This window comes from Marinactinospora endophytica, assembly GCF_054780875.1.
On the sequence record NZ_BAAGVM010000001.1, the window covers coordinates 224,315 to 241,060 of the forward strand.

The following is a 16,746-nucleotide window of genomic DNA, read 5'->3' on the forward strand; positions in this document are numbered from 1 at the left end:
GCCTCTCAGAGGAGTGGGGATGATGGAGGCCGTCTTCTGGGGCGTGGTTCTGCTCCTGATACTCCGTGAGGTGTCCCGTGGCGTGTTCGCGTTCATGGGGTTTTACCACGCCAAGAGCCCTTACGGGGGTGCCGACACGTACCGGGTCGCCGAGGAGATCACCTCTGCCAGGATCGGACTCCTCAGAGTGAAATGGGCCCTGACGACGGACCGGCTGCCCGAGGAGCTCAGAGGCGGGCGCCGGGACGATGAGTCATCGGCCGAGAGGGGACCGGAAGGGGGAAACGGGCGAGTGGCCGACGCCCGGCGTGTCCTCCTGTCCGTCGCGGAGAACGGCCGGCGTTTCTCTGGCATCCGCAATGTCTTCACCGGGCGCTCCGTCATGGAACTGGTCGTGGACGGAGTCGTCGTCGCCATCGCCGTGTGGGTGGCCCTGTCGTGAATGTTTCCGTCTCTGTGCCTTCCTTTGAGGAGTGATGATCATCGACTCCGTTCTGGCCGCTCTCATGTCGTTGGAGGCCGCGGTCCTCTCCACCGCGGTTTTCCTGTCGGCGGCCGTCGTCCGATGGCGTCTCCGGAAATCAGGAAACGAGACCGCCGATGAGGTGATGAGAGAGAGTGAAAAGGCCGAGGCGGGGAGAGACGAGGCGGTGCGGACGGCCCGCAATCTGGCGGAATATGTAAGGGTCGATCCTGAAACCGGGCTGACCAGCCAGGAGGCGGAGCTGGCGGAGATGCGATCCGGGCTGGAGGAGAAGCAGGCCGAACAGGTGGAGAGGATCGAAAAGGAGATCGCCGTCCGTGGAGACCTTCTCAGATCCGGGGAGACAGAGCTGTTCGCCGCCAGACGGGCGCTGGCCGATGCGAGTGCCATGGCCTTCGGCTTGGTGAGAACAGGCGAGGAAGTGGCCGAGTCGGTCAGGATCGCCCAGGCGGTGGGGCGGCTTGATGATGACCGGAACGTCATCGACGGCAAGGGGCTCCCGCCCGACTACGGGGATGTCCTCAAACGCGCTTTCGGTGAAACAGAGGATGCGCTGAGGCATCTTGGCGAGGGGCCGCGTCAGGAGCTGGGCGAGCTGGCGAAGGAGGTCGATTCGATGCGTGAGGAGGCCGCTGTCCTGAAGCGTTCGTTGAACGACTCGGCGGCTCCGACGGGCTCCCGGGTATTGCAGAGCGGGATCCCTGTGGAGAGCGCTGTTTCCGTCAAGGAGGCGATCGGTCTCCATCTTGAGCGTAAGAACAGGCGACAGAGGGAGCGCGCTCGGGGCGCTCTTCCCGCTCGTGGGGAGGGACCTCGGATTCCGGGGTCTGGAGGAGGACCCTCATGATGCGGATGTCCGGGGACGGACCTCGTCGTCATAAGGAGAAGGCATGACGTTGTTCCTTCCGCTCGCGGTCGTCTTCATCTCGCTGTGGACCATGGCCCGCTCTCTGGAGGGCGTGCTGAGCCACACCCGCCTGGGAGCGACCGGCGCGCGGCAGGCCGCCGAGAACAGGGTCGACCGGATCCGTGGGCTGGAGCTGGCGGAGAGCGTCGGCCGGAGCATACCGGCGGTCACCGGACGCGACGCCGAGGAAGCCCTCCCCCTGCTCGAACGGCTCGACGCGGAGATCGAGCGGATCGACGCGGAAGGAGAGCGGAGGCTGCCGGCCGAGATCCGGCGGGAGGAACGCGCCCGCCGGAACGTCTACATAGTGGACTGCCTGTTCATGACCCTCGGTCTTCTCGGCGTCGCGGTGGGGTTCGCCGCCCTGGTGGCCGGGCTCCTGTGACGCCTATGGCCGGTGCCGGGGCGGGCCCGCCCCGGCTCAGGTCCGCTCGAACCTGCGCACGCCGGCGCCGGGCCGCCATAGTCGGATCACCAGCCGGTCGCCCTCCACCGTGGTCACCGCGACCTCCTCGACCAGCAGCCGGAACAGGTGAGAGCCGCCCGAGGGCTGCTCCGGGAGCAGCCTCCTCCGTTCCGCGTCGTCGGTCACCTCCACCGCGTGTCCGGAGACCTTCGCGTCGCCCTCCATCGTCCCGTCGGCGGGCTCACCCGGATTGACGTGGAGCGCGTACCGGTTGTCGCGGCGCAGGTCGAGCGCCTTGCGTGAACCGGGCATCGAGCCGAGTACCAGGTGGCCGTCGCGAAACAGCACCTCGGTACCGCTCACCCGGGGAGAACCGTCCCGGCGCAGGGTCGCCAGGACGTGGTGGCGGAACCCCTCGAACCGGCCGCGGACGAACGCGGCGAGGTCGGGGGCCTCCCGGGCGAAGTCGTTCCATGTCGTCATGGGGCCACTGTGCCGGCAGAGACTGACGTCTCCTGTCAGGTTCCCCGGTCAGATTCCCATCCGTTCGCGCAGGGAGGCCAGGGCGCGGGCCGCGTGCTCGCGCACACCCGGCTCCTGCGGGTCGACCCCGGCGTCGTAGTGGACCCGCCACAGCACCTCCGAACCGCCGGGCGGCCGACGGGCCACCAGACGGTAGCCGCGGGGCTCGTCCTCGCCGCTGCCGGGCAGGGCCACGTGGGTGTTGACGAGGATGGACGAGGCGACCCGTTCCTGGACGACCTCGGGGAGGGCGCCAGGGGAGGGCAGGGCGATGACGGTTTCGTCCGCGCCCTCCTCGACGAGTTCCAGTCCCTCGGCGTTCCAGCGGGCGCGTTCGACGCGCTCCCAGGGGATCACGCGCCCGTCGGGCAGGTGGAGCGCGCGCGTGGTGGCGACGAGCGTGCCCGGCTCGGCGGGGGCGTGGGCGAGCACGCGCTCACCACGTTGCAGGTGGAGTCGGGCGCGCACCTCGGCGGAGGGACGCGAGCGGCGGGGCCAACGCATGGGCCCACGCTAGCGTGCCGGCCCGTTCGGCGGGCCGGCACGCGGCTCACCGGGAGCCGTCTCCCAGCGGAGCCCCGTTGATCTGCGTGCGCTCGACGGCGGCGGCCTCCTCCTCGGTGGGACGGGCGAGGAAGTCGCGCAGCGAGGTGACCGGCAGCTTCTCGCTCACCTTGGTGTAGACGGTGCGGCCGGCGTTGCTCACCTGCGCGCCGACGAGTCCCGCGGTCTCCTGGACGGTGGGGTTGTCGGCGATCCGGCGGGCGGCGCGAGCGAGCTGCTCGTAACGCTCCTTGCCCGCCTTCGCCCCGAGGACGTAACCGACGGCGAGTCCGGCGATGAAGGTGATCCGGTGGCGCATGGGTTCCTCTCGGCGTCGATGGTCGTTACAGGGTGAACGGTACCCCGCGCGGCCTTCGTCATTCCGCCGCGGCCGGGCCGGGACGGCGACGCCGTGACCGGCAAGGGAAAACCTGTCACGAGCACCCTCGCGAGTGCGCTAGTCTTTTCCTGTCGGCAGGGAGCGCAAGCCCCCAGGGCCGACAGGGAAGACGATCCCGCGTAGCTCAATTGGCAGAGCAGCCGGCTGTTAACCGGCAGGTTATTGGTTCGAGTCCAATCGCGGGAGCCCCTTGGAGAGTCCCGCCGGTGATACCGGCGGGGCTTTTCGCTTTCCCGGGTCTTTTCCGTGGACGGTGGTCCTGTTCCCCTCCGCGGTGGAACCGCACGCGCCGGAAACGGCGCCGTTCGAAGCCGGTGGCTCGATGCCCGGGAAACGTCGCCCTGACTCCGCAACGGACGGGGCGGGCCGCGCTCGCCCGGGGAACACGTTTCAAGGGTGAAGCCGGCCGGGAGACGCTCATCGACCTCGCGTGACAAAGCCCCGGCGATGGCCGGCGGGGGAGCGGTCTTCCGAGAGGCCTCCCGACACCGGTCGGTGATGGAACACCGGGATCACGGGCCGACCGTGACGGCCCGCGCCCGGGGAGGCCGGCGGTCCCCGGGACGCGGAGGTCGCCACCCTCACTCGCCCAGGACGTTCTCGCGGACCGCGTAGACCGCGGCCTCCACGCGCGAGTGCAACTGGAGCTTGTCGAGGATGTTGCGCACGTGGTTCTTCACCGTGTTGTCGGAGATGACCAGCTCGGCGGCGATGTCGCGGTTGCTCAGGCCGCGCGCGATGAGACGCAGCACCTGGGTCTCGCGGGTGCTGAGCGCGGGAGGGGGGACCGGGACCGGTCCGCCCCGCTCCCTTCCCGAGGACGCGGTGAACTCCCGGATGAGCTTCGCGGCCATCGCGGGGGTGAGGAAGGAATGGCCCTTGTGGACCGCGCGCACCGCCGTGGGAAGCTCGGCCACCGAGACCGACTTCAACAGGTAGCCGACCGCTCCCGCGCGCAGCGCGCCGAACAGGTCGGCCTCCTCGTCACTGCTCGTCAACATGACGATCCTGCTGGTGGGGGCCACGTCCTTGATACCGGCGCAGGCGGTGATCCCACCGCCGTGCGGCATGCGGATGTCCATCAGCACCACGTCGGGCAGCAGGTCGGCGGCCCGGCGCATCGCGTCCGCGCCGTCGCCGGCCTCGCCGACCACGTCGATGTCGGGTTCGGCGGCCAGGACCGAGACCAGGCCGCGCCGGAAGAGCGCGTGGTCGTCGACGACGAGGATCCTGATGGGGTCGTCGGTGGGCGGGGCGCAGGCACCGCCGGGAGCGGGGAGCACGTCGTTCACGGGTCTCCTTCCGTGCCGATCGTCCGGGCATCCGGTGACGACTCTGACACGCGCCGTCGCCCCGGGGGCGCGGATGAGAAAGAGGGGTCCTCCCCTCGCTTCTCGCCCCGGGCGACGCCGCCGGAGACGGAGAGGGGTCCCCGCCGGGCGGCGGGGACCCCGTCGACGACGGACGGCCGGGCCTACTCGGCCATGTCGGTGTCCTTGGTCTCCGGACCGAACCACAGCGCGGTGAAGGTGAGCAGGGCCAGGACCAGCGCGTAGAGGGCCAGCCGCACCGGCGACTCGCCGCCGCCGATCAGCGCCGAGGCGATCATCGGCGCGAATCCGCCACCGAGGATCGAGGCCAGCACGAACGCCGAACCGGCACCGGAGTAGCGCACCCGCGTCGGGAACAGCTCCGCCAGGTAGGAGGAGACCGGCGCGTACAGCAACGTGTGCACGACACCGCCCACACCGAACCCGAGCACCATCAGCCAGGGGTCGCCGGTGCCCATGAACAGGAACATGGGGAAGGCCCACACCGCCAGCGCGACGGCGCCGATGAGCATCGGCAGCCGCCGGCCCACCCGCTCGGCCCAGTGCGCCATGGGGACGATCAGCACCAGGTGCACCAGCGCCGCGGCGGAGACCACCAGCAGCATCGTCGACTGCGCGACGCCGCCCACCGACACGCCGTAGGAGACGCTGTAGACCGTCATCAGGTACCACAGCGCCGAGCCGGCCAGGGCCGCGCCGACGCCGATCACCAGCCGCTTGGCGTGCCCGCGCAGCAGCGCGCCCATCGGGAAGCGCTCCGGCCCCTCGTCGCGCTCCTGGGCCTCGGTGAACAGGGGGGACTCGTTGACCTGGGAACGGATCCACATGCCGATCGCGATCATCACGAAACTGAGCAGGAACGGGACGCGCCACCCCCACGCCATGAACGCCTCCTCGCTCATCGAGGCGGTGACCGCGGCGAAGACGCCGTTGGCGAGGAGGACGCCCAGCGGAGGTCCGGCCTGGGTGACCGCGGCGTAGACCGCCCGCCGGTTGGGCGGGGCGTGCTCGGAGGCCAGCAGCACCGCGCCGCCCCACTCGCCGCCCAGACCGATCCCCTGGAGGATCCGGCAGGTCACCAGCAGGATCGGCGCCAGCAGCCCGACCGTGCCGAAGGTCGGCAGCAGACCCACGGCGATCGTGGCGCCGCCCATCATCAGCAGCGAGATGACCAGCGCGGGCTTGCGGCCCAGCCGGTCGCCGAGGTTGCCGAAGACGATCACGCCGATGGGGCGGGCCAGGAAGGCGGCGGCGAACGTCGCGAACGCGGCGAGCGTCCCCGCCGCGGGGTCACCGGCCGGGAAGAACAGGTGGGCCAGCACGATCGCCGCCGCGGCGCCGTAGATGCTGAAGTCGTAGTACTCGATCGTGGTGCCGATGAGACTGGCGGCCGCGACCTTGCGCGCCTCACGGCGCTTCTCCGCGGGGGCGAGGACCGCGCCCGCAGGGGACTGGTTCATCCCGTGCTCCTGAAGAGTGTGGTCGCCGGGGCTGTGGGCCCGGCGGTGCTGAGGAGGGACGCGGGACACGCCGCGCGTGTCCCGCCGCGCGCCGGCCGGCACGGGGTGGGGCCGATCGGCGCACCCGGACCCGTACCCCCGTGAGGAGGCCGGGTGGGGGAGGGCGGGGCCGGCCGCATCGAGGCACGCCGAGGAGACCGGCGGCCCCGGTGGGCGGGCGGTGCGGGGGAGGTTCCCGAGGTCAGACCTGCGGGAGCCCGGTGTAGTTCTCGGCGATCTCGGTGGCGGCGGCCCGCGAGGCGGCGATGCGGTCCAGGTCCGAGATCTGTAGGCGGCGCTCGAAGTCGCCCCCCTGCGGGTCGGGGTGCAGCATCGTCGTCATCCGGTAGGAGAAGTGCTCGGCCCGCCAGACCCGGCGCAGCGCGTCGTCGGAGTAGGAGTCGAGCAGCGTGGTGGAACCGTCCCGGTCCCACGCGGTGAGCGCCTCGGCCAGGAGCATGACGTCGTGCATGGCCAGGTTGAGGCCCTTCGCGCCGGTGGGCGGCACGATGTGGGCCGCGTCGCCGGCGAGGAAGAGGGAACCGTGGCGCATCGGCTCGGTGACGAAGCTGCGCATGGGGGTGATCGACTTGTCGGTGATCGGGCCGCGCTTGAGCTCCCAGGAACCGTCGGCGAGCGCGAAGCGGGCGGTCAGCTCGTCCCAGATCCGCTCGTCGGACCATTCGGCGGTGTCGGTTCCGTTGGGGACCTGGAGGTAGAGCCGGCTCACCTGCTCCGAGCGCATGCTGTGCAGCGCGAACCCGCGGTCGCTGTGGGCGTAGATCAGCTCGTCGCACGAGGGAGGGACGTCGGCGAGGATGCCCAGCCAGCTGAACGGGTAGACCTTGTCGAAGGTGCGCACCACCTCGGCGGGCAGCGACGCGCGGCCGATGCCGTGGAAACCGTCGCAGGCCACCACGATGTCGCACTCCAGGACCTGTTCGGCGGCGCCGTCGGTGAACCGGACGTGGGGGGAGCCGGCGTCGATGTCCTCGATCGCGGTCGCCCGGGACTCGAACAGGATCTTCCCGCCGTCGGCGAGACGACGGGCGATGAGGTCCTTGACGATCTCGGTCTGGGCGTAGATGACGACCTCGCGGCCGCACAGGTCGGGGAAGTCCAGGTGGTGGGCGCGGCCGTCGAAGCGCAGCTCGATGCCATGGTGCACCAGTCCCTCGCGGTCCATGCGCCCGCCGACGCCGGCCCCGCGCAGGGTCTCGGCGACGGCGTGCTCGACGACGCCCGCGCGCTGGCGCCGCTCGACGTAGTCGCGGGACCGGGCCTCCAAGACGACGGACTCGATGCCCTGAAGGTGCAGCAGGTGGGAGAGCAGCAGGCCGGCGGGGCCGGCGCCGATGATGCCGACGCGGGTGCGCATGGGGACTCCTCGGAGGGTCGGAACGGGCCGGAGCTGGGACGTGTCCGGCGGGGAGAGGCCGCGGTGGGGTGGACCGGGCGAGGTGGGGATCAGTGGGGGGAGGTGTCGTCGATCTCGGCCAGGACGCGCTGGGCGATGGAGAACGCCTTGTTCGCGGCGGGGACGCCGCAGTAGATCGCGGCCTGGAGGAAGACCTCGGCGATCTCCTCGGCGCTCAGCCCGTTGCGCACGGCGGCGCGCACGTGCATGGCCAGCTCCTCCCAGTGGCCCTTGGCGACCAGGGCGGTCAGCACCATGCAGCTGCGGGTCTTGCGGTCCAGCCCCGGGCGGGTCCAGATCTCGCCCCAGGCGTAGCGGGTGATGAGGTCCTGGAACGGTTCGGTGAACGGTGTCGTGCCGGCCACGGCACGGTCGACGTGGGCGTCGCCGAGGACCGCCCGGCGTACCCGCATGCCCTCGGCGTGCCGGGCCTCGTCGGTCGCGGACCGTGTCTCATCGGTGTCCATGGGGATTCCCTTCGCGCGGAGGGCCGCGTCAGCGCACGAAGTGCGCGCGCAGCAGCGGATTGACCTGGTCGGCGCGTTCCCAGCTGGCCAGGTGGGCGCCGGGACCGACGACCTCCAGGCGGGCGCCGGGCACCGCGTCGGCGATGAGTTCGGCGTGGGCGGGCGGGGTGGCGGGGTCGTCGGCTCCGGCGACGACCAGTGTCGGGGCGGCGATCGCGGGCAGGTCGGGGCGCAGGTCCATGCGTTCGATGGCCGCGCAGCATCCCGCGTACCCCTCGGCGGGGGTCGCGGCGACCATCGACGTCATCCGTTCGACCACGGCGGGCTCGGCGTGGGCGAAGCCGGGGGTGAACCACCGTTCCACCACTCCGGCGGCGACCGCCCCGGTGCCTTCGGCGCGCACGGTCGCGGCGCGCCGGCTCCACCCCTCGGGCGGTCCCAGCAGCGCCGACGTGCACAGCAGCGCCAGTCGGTCGATCCGTTCGGGGGCGTGCGCGCCCAGCCACATCCCGGTCATCCCGCCGATGGACAGCCCGGCGAAGTGCGCCCGGCGCACGCCCAGGCGGTCGAGCAGGCGCACCACGTCCGCGCCCAGGTCGGCGATCGTGTAGGGGCCGCCGGGCACGGGGGAGCGGCCGTGACCGCGCATGTCGTAACGGACCACCCGCAGGTCCCGCGCGAGGTCGGCGACCTGCGGCTCCCACATTTCCAGGGTGCTGCCCAGGGAACCGCCCAGGATCAGGACGGGCGCGTCCTCGGGGCCGTCGATGACGTGGTGGACGTCGACCGTCATCCTTCCTCACCTTCCACTCCAGCGGGCCGCGCGCCGAAGCGCTGTAGTGCCCGGTCGACGAACACGCCGGCGCTTCCCAGGTAGCCGGCCGGATCCAGCAGCGCGGCGATCTCCTCGCGCGAACGCCGCACCTCCGCCCGCCCGGCCAGCACGTCGGCGAGGTCGCGCCGGCCGTCGGCCGCCTCGGCGCAGGCGTCCTGGACGAGTTCGTGGGCGGCCATCCGGCCGAGGTCGGCGGCCAACGCCGTGGTGACCCGCTCGGCGAGCAGCAGCCCACCGGTCAGGTCCAGGTTGGCGCGCATCCGCGCGGAGTCCACCCGCAGCCGTTCCACCGAGGCGCGCAACCAGGCCACCGCCGAGCCGGTCAGGCACAACAGCCGCGAGAGCGGCTGCCATTCGGAGTGCCAGGACCCCGCGGCGCGCTGGTGTTCCTGCGCCATCGACGCCAGCAGCGACGCGACCAGCGCCGGCGCCTGTTGGGCGCAGGCCAGCGCGGACACCGCGGCGATCGGGTTGCGTTTGTGGGGCAGGGTGGAGGAACCGCCCGTTCCCGCCTCCCCCTCCTCGGCGACCTCGCCGACCTCGGTCTGGGCGAGCAGGACGATGTCGTGGGCGGCCTTCGCGACCGCGCCGCACAACCGGCCCAACGCACCGGCCAGCTCGGCGATCCGGCCGCGGTCGGTGTGCCAGGGCAGGGCCGGCTCCGCCAGGCCGAGTTCGGCGGCGTAGGCGCGCACCACGTCGGGTCCGGCGGCGCCCAGGGAGGCCAGTGTCCCGGCGGCGCCGCCGAGCTGGACCGCGAGCCCGTCGCCGGCCACGTCGGACAGCCGCGTCGCGGCCGTCGAGATCGCCTCCAGCCAGCCCGCGGCGACCAGGCCGAACGTGGTGGGCAGCGCCTGCTGGAGGAGGGTGCGCCCCGCCATGGGGGTGTCACGGTGGCGACGGGCCGAGCGGGCCAGTTCCCGGGTCAGCGCTCCGGCGTCGGCGTCGATGGCCGCGCAGGCCCGCCGGGCCACTAGCATCGCCGCGGTGTCCATGATGTCCTGGCTGGTCGCGCCCTTGTGGACGTGGCGCGCGGCCTCCCCCTCCACGGCCCGGGTGAGTTCCCGCACCAGCGGGATCACCGGGTTTCCACCTCCAGCGGCGGCCCGGCCGAGCGCGTCGGCGTCGAAGCGCTCCGGCAGGCACGCGGCGGCGATGGCCTCGGCCGCGGCCGGTTCGATCAGCCCGACACGGGCCTGGGCCCGGGCCAGGCCGGCCTCGGCGTCGAGCAGGGCCCGCAGCCAGCCGGCGTCACCGGTGTGCTCTGCGGCGCCGCCCCGCTCGAACACCCCGCCGAACAGGCCGGTCGGGACGGATATGGCGGTCATGGTGGTCTTTCCGTTGCTTGCGGTGTCTCGCGGTCCGGTTCCGGCGCGGCCGGAACCGGACCGCCGGTCCTCAGATGTCGAAGAACGCGGTCTCGTTCTCCCCCTGGAGCCGGATGTCGAACCGGTAGCCGTCGTCGGTGGCATCGGCGATGAGCGTCGCCCGCACGGCGGGGTCGGACACCGCGCACAGCACCGGGTCGGCGGCGTTGGCGGTCTGCTCCTCGGGGAAGTAGATCCGCGTCACCACCCGGTGCAGCATGCCGCGGGCGAACACCGAGACGTCGATGTGCGGGGCCTGGGGCCCGCGCGGACCGGGGAGCGGACCGGGCTTGAGGGTGAAGATCCCGTAGGCGCCGTGGGCGTCGGTGGGGCAGCGGCCGAAACCGCGGAACCCCGGGTGACGTACCGCGCCGCGCGGATCGTCGGGGTGGTCGAACCGGCCGTCCGGATCGGCCTGCCAGGTCTCGATGAGGCCGTCGGTGACCGGCTGGCCGGCCCCGTCGTAGAGGGTCCCGCGGATCCAGATCCCCCCGGACGTCCCCTCCTCGACGGCGAAGGGGCCGTCGGGCCAGGGCAGGCCGATGTGCAGGTAGGGGCCGACGGTCTGGGACGGAGTGGTGTCGGGCATCAGTCGTCGTCCACCTCGGTCTCGAAGGGAGTCTCCTCGCGGCCCCGCAGCACGATGTCCCACTCGTAGGCCAGCGCCCATTCGGGGACCGTGGCGGCGTAGTCGAACCTGGCCACCAGCCGCTCCCGCGCCGCGGGGTCGGGGATGGAGTTCCACATGGGGTCCTGGAAGAACAGCGGGTCGCCGGGGAAGTACATCTGGGTGACCAGCCGCTGCGTGAAGGCCCGGCCGAACAGCGAGAAGTGGATGTGGGCGGGGCGCCAGGCGTTGTCGTGGTTCTTCCACGGGTAGGCGCCCGGCTGGATCGTCGTGAAGCGGTAGCGCCCCTCGGCGTCGGTCATGGTGCGCCCGACCCCGGTGAAGTTGGGGTCCAACGGGCAGGGCCAGTTGTCGTTGACGTGGCGGTACCTCCCGCCCGCGTTGGCCTGCCAGATCTCCACCAGCGTGTTGGGGACCGGCCGGCCGTCGCTGTCGAGCACCCGCCCGTGCACGATGATGCGCTGGCCCTGCGGTTCCCCGTCGTGCTGGCGGGTCAGGTCGTTGTCGAGCTCGCCGATCCGGTCCTCGCCCAGGACGGGGCTGGTGATCTCGGTGAGCATGTGCGGCAGCAGGGTCAGGGCGCGCTTGGGATGGCGCAGCGCGGTGCTCTTGTACCCGGAGAAGTCCAGCGGCGGGTGGACCTCGTGGTCGCGCCGGTAGCCGGGGACGGTCAGGCCGCGTTCGCGCGCGGTCTCCTCGGGTTCCACTGGTGTCGTCATCGTCTCCTCCACAATCGGTGCCGCCGCATCAGACGTGCAGCACGACGGCCAGACCCTGCCCCACGCCGATGCAGATCGCGGCCAGTCCCCAGCCTCCGCCCCGGCGGCGCAGTTCCCGGGCGAGCGTGCCCAGGATGCGCGCGCCGGAGGCCCCCAACGGGTGGCCGATCGCGATGGCCCCGCCGTTGGGGTTGACGATCTCGGGGTCCAGGTCGGGCCAGTTGCGCATGCAGGCCAGGGCCTGGGCGGCGAACGCCTCGTTGAGCTCGACGACGGACAGGTCGCCCCAGCCGATCCCGGCCCGGCGCAGCGCGGTGTTGGCGGCCTCCACCGGGCCGATACCGAAGGTGTCGGGGTCCACGCCGGCCACGCCACGGCTGACGATGCGCGCCAACGGTTCGCGGCCGGTCGCCCGCACGGCGGCCTCGTCCCCGATGAGCAGCGCGGCCGCACCGTCGTTGAGCGGTGAGGCGTTGCCCGCGGTGATGGTCCCCTCGGGCCGGAAGGCGGGCTTGAGGGCGGCGAGCTTGTCGGCGGTGGTCGCGCGGATGCTCTCGTCCCGCTCCAGCTCCACCCCCGGGACCGCGACGACCTCGTCGTCGAAGACGCCCCGCTCCCAGGCCGCCGCCGCCCGCTCGTGGCTGCGCAGCGCGAACCGGTCCTGCTCGGCCCGGCCGATGCCGTGCGTCTCGGCGACCCGTTCGGTGCTCTCGCCGAGCGAGATCGTCCACTGTTCGGGCATCCTCGGGTTGACCAGGCGCCAGCCCAGCGTGGTGGAGTGCAGCGTCTCGTGGCCGGCCGGGTAGCCCTTGGCGGGCTTGGGCAGCACCCACGGCGCCCGGCTCATCGACTCCACGCCACCGGCCACCACCACCGAGGCGTCGCCGACCGCGACGGCCCGGTTGGCGGCGATCACGGCCTCCAGGCCCGATCCGCACAGCCGGTTCACCGTCGCGCCGGGCACCGAGGTGGGCAGACCGGCCAGGAGCGCGGCCATGCGGGCGACGTTGCGGTTGTCCTCGCCCGCGCCGTTGGCGTCACCGAGGTAGACGTCGTCGATCAGGGCGGGGTCCAGGTCGGGGGAGCGGTCCACGACGGAGCGGACGACGTGCGCGGCGAGGTCGTCGGGCCGCACACCGGCGAGCGCCCCTCCGTATTTGCCGAAGGGGGTCCGGATCGCATCGAGGATGAACACGTCGGTCATGGTGGTTCCCATCCGTTGGGGCGTGCCGGGCGGCGGCGGGTCACTTCCCGGTCAGGGCCCGCAGCACCGCCAGCTCCTCGGCGGTCGGCTCGGGCGTACGGCCGAGATCGGGGGAGACGGCCAGGTCCCAGCCGGTGGCCGCGCGGGCGTCGTCGACCGAGACACCGGGGTGGATCTGGACCAGGGTCAGTTCGCGGGTCACGGGGTCGGGTTCCAAGACGCCGAGGTCGGTGATGACGCGGGAGGGGCCTGCGCCGCGCAGGCCCAGGTCGGCCCGGTCGGTACCGCCCTTGCCGTGGCCGACGGAGGTCACGAAGTCCACGGACTCGACGAAGGTGCGCCGGCTCTGGCGGACGATGACGATGACCTCGCGGCAGGAGGCGGCGATCTCGGGGGCGCCGCCGGCGCCGGGCAGGCGCACCTTGGGGTCGCCGTAGTCGCCGATCACGGTCGTGTTGATGTTGGCGTACCGGTCGATCTGCGCGGCGCCGAGGAAGCCCACGTCGATGCGGCCCGGCTGAAGCCAGTAGTTGAAGACCTCGGGCACCGGGATGACGGTGTCGGCTGTCTCGGCGAGGACACCGTCGCCGATGGACAGCGGCAGCGTCCCGGGCTTGGCGCCCAGGGTGCCCGACTCGTAGATCATCCACAGGTCCGGCGCGTGCGTGCGCCGGGCCAGGTTGGCGGCGGTGCTGGGCAGCCCGATGCCGACGAAGCAGGCCATCGCGCCGCTGAGGGCGTGGGCCGCCGTCACGGTCATGATCTCGTCAGAGGTGTAATCCGTGACGGTGCTCATCGTCCACCTTCCCGGGCGGCGCCGGCGCCGCCGAACACGTCGGTCTCCAGCCAGCGCGCGAACGAGTCGCGGTCCCGGCTGATCGGGTCCCAAGCCTGGTAGGCGCCGTTGTCGCGCTCGTAGTAGCCGTGCGCGTAGGAGGGGCGGGCCCCTCCGGGCACCTCGGCGACCGCGGTCACCACCCTGCTGGGCAGGATGACCTGTCCGGGCAGCGGTTCGAGCTCGTCGACGATCTCCTCGACCGTGACCAGGGAGCGGCGTGCCGCCAGCACGGCCTCCTTCTGCACGCCGGTGATGCCCCACATCTGGACGTTTCCGCGGCGGTCGGCGCGTTGCGCGTGGATGATCGTGACATCGGGGTTGAGGGCGGGCACGGCGGTGAGCCGTTCGCCGGTGAAGGGGCACTCCACCGTCGCGATGTTGGGGGTGTGGGAGACGAGGTCGGTTCCGGTGTAGCCGCGCATGACGGCGAACGGCAGGCCCGAGGCGCCGGCGACGTAGCGGTTGGCCATGCCGGCGTGGCTGTGCTCCTCGATCTCCAGCGGGACCGGCCACCCGTTCTGGATGGCGTCGCGGAAGCGGTGCAGGGAGCCCACGCCGGGGTTGCCGCCCCAGGAGAACACCAGCTTGCGCGCGCATCCCGCACCGATCAGCTGGTCGTAGACCACGTCGGGGGTCATGCGGACCAGGGTGAGGTCGCGGCGGCCCTGCCGGATGATCTCGTGCCCCGCGGAGACGGGGATGAGGTGGGTGAAGCCCTCCAGCGCGACCGTGTCCCCGTCCCGGACGAGCTCACGGATCCCCTCGTCCAACGACACGATCATAAGCGTCTCATCCTTTGTTCGGATAGCGAATAAATGTTCATAAAGCGAACATCGTTGGGGGTGAAGCTACCCCTCGCCTGTGATCCGGGTCAAGAGCCGCTGTGAGGGCGCCTACTCGGCAGGGTGATCCGCGCTGCCCCGCGGGGACCTAGCCGCCCGTCCCCCGGCTGCGCGCGGCGATCTCCAGATCGGCCTCGATCCGCGCCGTGGCCGCCAACAACGGGGGCAGCAGGTCTCGTCGGATGTCCTCGATCGACGTGCGGCTGGCGTGCGTCGAGACGTTCGCCGCGGCGACCACCCGTCCCTCCCGGTCGCGGATCGGGGCCGCCACCGAGCGCAGGCCCTCCTCCAGCTCCTGGTCCACGATCGCCCAGCCCTGCGCGCGCACCCGGTCCAGCTCGGCGCGCAGCCGGGCGGGTGAGGAGAGGGTGTGCGCGGTAAGGCGGCGCATCTGGAGCCGTTCCAGGTAGGCGCCCAGTTCTTCGGGGGAGCGGCCGGCCAGCAGCACCCGGCCCATCGACGTGGCGTAGGCGGGGAAGCGGGTGCCGACGTTGATCGACACCGCCATGATCCGCGACGTCGCCACGCGCGCCACGTACACGACGTCGTCGCCGTCGAGGACCGAGACCGAGGAGGATTCCCGCACCTCGGCGACCAGGCGCTCCAGGTGGGGCTGGACCACCTCGGGCAGGCCGGCCGAGGAGAGGTAGGCGTAGCCGAGCTCCAGCACCCGCGGCGTCAGCGAGAACAACCGGCCGTCGGTGCGCACGTAGCCCAGGTCGGCGAGGGTGAGCAGGAAGCGGCGGGCCGCGGCCCGGGTGAGCCCGGTCGCCCTGGCGACGTCGCTCAGCGTCATCGTCGGGGCCTCGGGGGTGAAGGCGCGGATCACCGCCAGCCCGCGCTCCAGGGACTGGACGTAGTGCTCGGCGCGTACGTGGCCGTCGGGGTCGTTGCGGGTCGCCGTCATGGTGTTCCTTCCGCGTCGCGGGGCGCCGCCCGACCGGGCGGCGCCCTCTCGGGTGGCTGCGGCCGGATCCGTCCGGCCGTCCGCGTGTGCGGTCATTCTGGGTGATGTTCCCATACCGCACAGAGGTGGACGGGGGACTTTCCCCGGCCGGTGACCACAGGTGGACATGGTGACGTTCCGGTTCTTCGACGGAACGGCCAGTTAGGTCCCATGACCTGATCTATTTCGTCTGCGCTGCGCCGTGGTGACGAAAAAAGTGGAACGTGACCGGTCTCCCTTGACGGCGTGAGCGCCATCACTTATGTTCGCGGAAAGAACATGCGTTCGTAAAACGAACGAAACACGTGTGTGCCGGTTTTGCCCGGACCCCGCGGTATCCGACCGCATCCCCGGCCCGCGGCCCCGACCGCCCCCTCCGGACAGGCGGTCCGGCACGCGGGATCCCCGCCCTTCCCCCACTTGGAGAGCCCGATGCGTCGTACGCCCCTCGCCCTGGCGGGCACACTGCTCCTGGCCGCCACCACCGCCTGCGGAGGCGGCGGGCCCACCGAGGAAGGAGGACTCACCCAGGTCACCGTGGGTGCGATCCCCATCATCGACGTCGCCCCCATCTACCTCGGCCAGGAACAGGGATTCTTCGAGGAACGCGGCATCGAACTGACCATCGAGAGCACCAGCGGAGGCGCCGCCGCCGTCCCCGGTGTCGTCAGCGGCAACTTCCAGTTCGCCTTCGGCAACGTCACCTCGCTGATCATCGGACGCCAGGAGAACCTGCCCCTCAAGATCGTCACCAACGGTGTGACCAGCAGCGGCCAGGACGGTGCCGACTTCGGCGCCATCGTCGTGCCCGAGGGCAGCGACATCACCTCCCCCGAACAGCTGGAGGGGGCCACCGTCGCGGTGAACAACCTCAAGAACATCGGTGACACCACCGTGCGCAACTCCGTGGAGCTGGCCGGCGGCGACGGAAGCGGCATCGAGTTCGTCGAACTGGCCTTCCCCGACATGCCGGCCGCGCTCGACAACAACCAGGTCGACGCCGCCTGGGTGGTCGAACCACACCTGACCACCGCGCTGCGCAACGGCGCCACCGAGATCGCCTCCAACTTCGTCGACGCCTCACCGGACCTGTCCGTCGCGGCCTACTTCACCTCCGAACAGACGATCGCCGAGAACCCCGAACTGGTCGACGCGTTCACCGAGGCCATGACCGAGTCCCTGGAGTACGCCGACGCCAACCCCGACGAGGTGCGCCGCATCCTGTCCACCTACACCGAGATCGCCCCCGAGGTCATCGAGGAACTGCGGCTGCCGCGCTTCCCGGCCGAGGTCGACCGCGCCTCGGTGCAGACCGTCGCCGACCTGATGGTCGAGCACGGCACCCTCGACGAGGCCCCCGACCTGGACGCCCTCTACCGATGACGGCCGCC

Annotated in this window: 19 protein-coding genes and 1 tRNA gene; 5 read left to right on the forward strand and 15 right to left on the reverse strand. The window is 71.7% G+C overall.

From position 1 onward, the window contains the following. Positions 1–19 precede the first annotated feature (19 nt). From ACYVHU_RS00980 to ACYVHU_RS00990, 3 genes are read left to right on the forward strand one after another with little or no spacing between them, the layout of a single operon-like run. Positions 20–442 (forward strand): hypothetical protein, encoded by a 423-nt coding sequence (locus ACYVHU_RS00980; RefSeq protein WP_498947346.1) that lies wholly within the window; start codon positions 20–22, stop codon positions 440–442. 34 nt (positions 443–476) lie between these two features. Beyond that, entirely contained in the window at positions 477–1,331 is an 855-nt protein-coding gene (locus tag ACYVHU_RS00985; RefSeq protein WP_498947347.1) for a hypothetical protein, read from the forward strand. Positions 1,332–1,374: 43 nt separating this feature from the next. Beyond that, positions 1,375–1,776: a hypothetical protein gene (locus ACYVHU_RS00990; protein WP_498947348.1), complete on the forward strand. Its 402-nt coding sequence runs from the start codon at positions 1,375–1,377 to the stop codon at positions 1,774–1,776. Positions 1,777–1,812: 36 nt separating this feature from the next. Here the strand turns inward: ACYVHU_RS00990 and ACYVHU_RS00995 are convergent, their stop codons facing one another. Genes ACYVHU_RS00995 through ACYVHU_RS01005 form a run of 3 tightly spaced genes read right to left on the reverse strand, consistent with a single transcriptional unit; the run spans position 1,813 to position 3,181 of the window. Next, a complete protein-coding gene (locus tag ACYVHU_RS00995) occupies positions 1,813–2,280 on the reverse strand; it encodes a pyridoxamine 5'-phosphate oxidase family protein (RefSeq protein ID WP_078760224.1) in 468 nt (155 codons plus the stop codon). A gap of 48 nt (positions 2,281–2,328) precedes the next feature. Next, the gene (locus ACYVHU_RS01000) at positions 2,329–2,823 is read right to left on the reverse strand and encodes a hypothetical protein (RefSeq protein ID WP_078760225.1); all 495 of its coding nucleotides are present in this window, start codon (positions 2,821–2,823) and stop codon (positions 2,329–2,331) included. Positions 2,824–2,869: 46 nt separating this feature from the next. Continuing rightward, positions 2,870–3,181 carry a hypothetical protein gene (locus tag ACYVHU_RS01005; protein ID WP_078760226.1) on the reverse strand — a complete coding sequence of 104 codons (312 nt, stop codon included), beginning with the start codon at positions 3,179–3,181 and terminating at the stop codon, positions 2,870–2,872. Between the two features lie 194 nt (positions 3,182–3,375). Here ACYVHU_RS01005 and ACYVHU_RS01010 point away from each other — a divergent pair. Then, a tRNA-Asn gene (locus tag ACYVHU_RS01010) sits at positions 3,376–3,448 on the forward strand. Positions 3,449–3,843: 395 nt separating this feature from the next. Here the strand turns inward: ACYVHU_RS01010 and ACYVHU_RS01015 are convergent. The 12 genes from ACYVHU_RS01015 to ACYVHU_RS01070 all read right to left on the reverse strand — a co-directional run bounded on the left by ACYVHU_RS01015 (position 3,844) and on the right by ACYVHU_RS01070 (position 15,316). Further along, positions 3,844–4,554: a response regulator gene (locus ACYVHU_RS01015; RefSeq protein ID WP_078760227.1), complete on the reverse strand. Its 711-nt coding sequence runs from the start codon at positions 4,552–4,554 to the stop codon at positions 3,844–3,846. A gap of 182 nt (positions 4,555–4,736) precedes the next feature. After that, complete coding sequence (locus tag ACYVHU_RS01020; RefSeq protein WP_078760228.1) at positions 4,737–6,053, reverse strand: MFS transporter; 1,317 nt, start codon at positions 6,051–6,053, stop codon at positions 4,737–4,739. Between the two features lie 241 nt (positions 6,054–6,294). Next, positions 6,295–7,470: a 4-hydroxybenzoate 3-monooxygenase gene (locus ACYVHU_RS01025; protein WP_432936254.1), complete on the reverse strand. Its 1,176-nt coding sequence runs from the start codon at positions 7,468–7,470 to the stop codon at positions 6,295–6,297. Positions 7,471–7,559: 89 nt separating this feature from the next. Then, positions 7,560–7,976: a 4-carboxymuconolactone decarboxylase gene (gene pcaC, locus ACYVHU_RS01030; RefSeq protein WP_078760230.1), complete on the reverse strand. Its 417-nt coding sequence runs from the start codon at positions 7,974–7,976 to the stop codon at positions 7,560–7,562. A 28-nt stretch (positions 7,977–8,004) separates the two neighbouring features. Next, positions 8,005–8,769: a 3-oxoadipate enol-lactonase gene (gene pcaD / locus ACYVHU_RS01035; RefSeq protein WP_078760231.1), complete on the reverse strand. Its 765-nt coding sequence runs from the start codon at positions 8,767–8,769 to the stop codon at positions 8,005–8,007. Next, complete coding sequence (gene pcaB, locus ACYVHU_RS01040) at positions 8,766–10,139, reverse strand: class-II fumarase/aspartase family protein (protein ID WP_498947349.1); 1,374 nt, start codon at positions 10,137–10,139, stop codon at positions 8,766–8,768. The genes pcaD and pcaB overlap by 4 nt, the downstream gene beginning before the upstream one ends. A gap of 70 nt (positions 10,140–10,209) precedes the next feature. Further along, on the reverse strand, positions 10,210–10,767 hold the full coding sequence (gene pcaG / locus ACYVHU_RS01045; RefSeq protein WP_498947350.1) for a peptidase associated/transthyretin-like domain-containing protein: 558 nt from the start codon (positions 10,765–10,767) through the stop codon (positions 10,210–10,212). Further along, positions 10,767–11,525, reverse strand: coding sequence for a protocatechuate 3,4-dioxygenase subunit beta (gene pcaH / locus ACYVHU_RS01050; protein ID WP_078760233.1), 759 nt, complete (start codon positions 11,523–11,525; stop codon positions 10,767–10,769). Before pcaH ends, pcaG begins: the two co-directional genes overlap by 1 nt. Positions 11,526–11,553: 28 nt before the next feature. Then, positions 11,554–12,729: a thiolase family protein gene (locus tag ACYVHU_RS01055; RefSeq protein ID WP_498947351.1), complete on the reverse strand. Its 1,176-nt coding sequence runs from the start codon at positions 12,727–12,729 to the stop codon at positions 11,554–11,556. Between the two features lie 40 nt (positions 12,730–12,769). Further along, complete coding sequence (locus ACYVHU_RS01060) at positions 12,770–13,525, reverse strand: CoA-transferase subunit beta (RefSeq protein ID WP_078760234.1); 756 nt, start codon at positions 13,523–13,525, stop codon at positions 12,770–12,772. Then, complete coding sequence (locus tag ACYVHU_RS01065; protein WP_078760235.1) at positions 13,522–14,349, reverse strand: CoA transferase subunit A; 828 nt, start codon at positions 14,347–14,349, stop codon at positions 13,522–13,524. Before ACYVHU_RS01065 ends, ACYVHU_RS01060 begins: the two co-directional genes overlap by 4 nt. A 148-nt stretch (positions 14,350–14,497) precedes the next feature. Next, positions 14,498–15,316: an IclR family transcriptional regulator gene (locus tag ACYVHU_RS01070; RefSeq protein ID WP_078760236.1), complete on the reverse strand. Its 819-nt coding sequence runs from the start codon at positions 15,314–15,316 to the stop codon at positions 14,498–14,500. Between the two features lie 471 nt (positions 15,317–15,787). Between ACYVHU_RS01070 and ACYVHU_RS01075 the strand changes: the two genes are divergently transcribed. Further along, entirely contained in the window at positions 15,788–16,738 is a 951-nt protein-coding gene (locus ACYVHU_RS01075) for an ABC transporter substrate-binding protein (RefSeq protein WP_078760237.1), read from the forward strand. Positions 16,739–16,746 lie beyond the last annotated feature (8 nt).